The organism is Salipiger sp. PrR002 (assembly GCF_010500775.1).
Taxonomy (GTDB): Bacteria; Pseudomonadota; Alphaproteobacteria; order Rhodobacterales; family Rhodobacteraceae; genus Salipiger.
Genome location: NZ_JAAGOU010000083.1, coordinates 1 through 2,023 on the forward strand (window position 1 = coordinate 1; position 2,023 = coordinate 2,023).

Sequence of the window (2,023 nt, forward strand, 5' to 3'; positions counted from 1 at the left end):
GGGGGTCATTATTGGACGCCGATAGGGGGTCAAAGTTCGCTGCCGATTGACAGATTCCGCCCCGGCGGGAACGGGCCTCGACATTTTCGGCAGCGGCCACTGCCTTCAGAGCGGTCGTACCGGACCGATACTGACCGGTGGCGGCACCTACCAATTCTTTTTCCGTTGAAGGTTCACTTCTGAGGTTTTGGCAGGGGTATTGTCACGGGCGAAAACGACCGATTTTGACCCTGCCATATCGCCAAAGCAGACCTTAGTGAAGCCGCAGCGAACCGGTGCTTCGTGCCGTGCTCGGTCGCCTAACGGTCTCGGGTTGCAGGTCTGCTTCGCCGAACTGGCGAAGTCCAGGCGAAGGGCGCGTTTGGGCTGGGAGCGGACGAACGGCACCGGTCCAGAAAACCCTGATTCATGGTCGCAGCATTCGCTGCTTTCGAAGGAAAAAACTAGTTCGCTTGAAGCTCGGCGATGACTGCATCAACAATTGCATAACCTGCGCGGGAGAGATGAGGGCAAGCTATCAGTTTTCCATCGGTCCAGCCTGCAAGGTGCTCTGCCGCTGGCACGCCATGTGCGATGATGACCCGAGGTGTCAGTGTTGCCAACATTAGGTCGAAGGCCTTTGTGTCGCTGTCCGGCATACTTGCCATTCTTTTTGATGGCGTGGCGTAAATGTTGGTCTCCAAGATATTTGGTATTGATGCCCTGAAACGATCTATACGACGGCGTGTAGCGGAAGGACCTTTCCCGCGCTCCTCTCGTTCAGCGTCATAGTCATTGCGCCACGAAGCAAGATCGAAGCCGCTGTCCGAAGACCAATACTGCCACCAGTTGCCCCCGGTTGTTGCAGCGTTATGCCCTACAACCCATACGGAACAATCCGACGGAAAACCGTCGCAGACAAACGGCCTTTGTGTTGAGGGTCTTCCAATTATCGTCGCGAGCTTTTCTTCGAAACTGGCCATTAGTCGACGTTCGCAAGGTTTTGGGGCCGGCGCAAGCAGGGCCTCACCGTCAACGGCGACGAGGCCCGGCTCTTCGGGCGTCCGATGGTCACGGAATAAGAGTCTGCTTACGCGGACGGTCGACCCGAGGCGAAGGGCAAGTCTGGGCTGGCTCCGGGCCTTAGCCTTGTCCATGGCCAAGGTCCGGAGATCGGTTTCTCAGAGGTCCACAGCCTCGGAAATTGTCAGGGCATCTTCTAACTCCACACCCAGGTAGCGAACTGTACTGTCCATCTTGCAATGCCCGAGCAGTAACTGGACGGCGCGCAAGTTGCCGGTCTTGCGGTAGATTTGGGCCACCTTTGTCCTTCTCATCGAATGCGTGGCATAGGCAGACTGTTCTAGCCCGATGGAGCTCACCCAGCCCTTTACCAATCGGGCATACTGCCGCGTCGAAATGTGCAGACGATCATGAACGCGGCCGGGCCATAGATATTCTCTGCCCCTCATCGTCGGGCTAGCGAGCCAGGACATCAATGACCGCCTCGTGCCCTCGGTGATCTCGAAGCGCACTGGCTGTCGAGTCTTCTGCTGCACGACCGATACGCGCTCCTTGATCGAACCGGCAGAAAGCACGTCCGCCACTTTCAGGCACACGAGGTCGCAGCCGCGTAACTTGCTGTCGATCGCTAGGTTGAAGAGGGCGAGGTCGCGGATCTTCGCTGCGATTTCCAAACGGACACGGATGGCCCAGACGTGTTGAGGTAATAGGGGCCGCTTTTGACCGATAATGCGGCCACGGTTCCAGGCGGGTTTGGTGGGGCGAACGGCGGGTAGGTTCTCATTTCCCATGGTGAAGGTTTCCCTCCACCGCGCCCAGCCCCATCTCCGACCCGTTGCCGGCGGCGGAATGCTACCATGGAGGTCCAGCACTGCGATGCTGCACGGCGGCGCCGAGGCCCATTCGTAGGTGCTGGGCCACGGCCCCGCTGCGAGTGCATTCGGCTGGTCCCAGCCCGAACTTGCCTTTAGGCTCAGGATGCATTGATTTCGCGGGAACAGCATGATTCACGGCTTTGAAA

2 protein-coding genes are annotated in these 2,023 nt (G+C 58.4%); both read right to left on the minus strand.

The features are described 5' to 3' along the window. Positions 1–443 precede the first annotated feature (443 nt). Complete coding sequence (locus G0A00_RS26195; protein ID WP_164185616.1) at positions 444–962, minus strand: hypothetical protein; 519 nt, start codon at positions 960–962, stop codon at positions 444–446. Between the two features lie 198 nt (positions 963–1,160). Beyond that, the gene (locus G0A00_RS26200; protein WP_164185617.1) at positions 1,161–1,793 is read right to left on the minus strand and encodes a tyrosine-type recombinase/integrase; all 633 of its coding nucleotides are present in this window, start codon (positions 1,791–1,793) and stop codon (positions 1,161–1,163) included. Positions 1,794–2,023 lie beyond the last annotated feature (230 nt).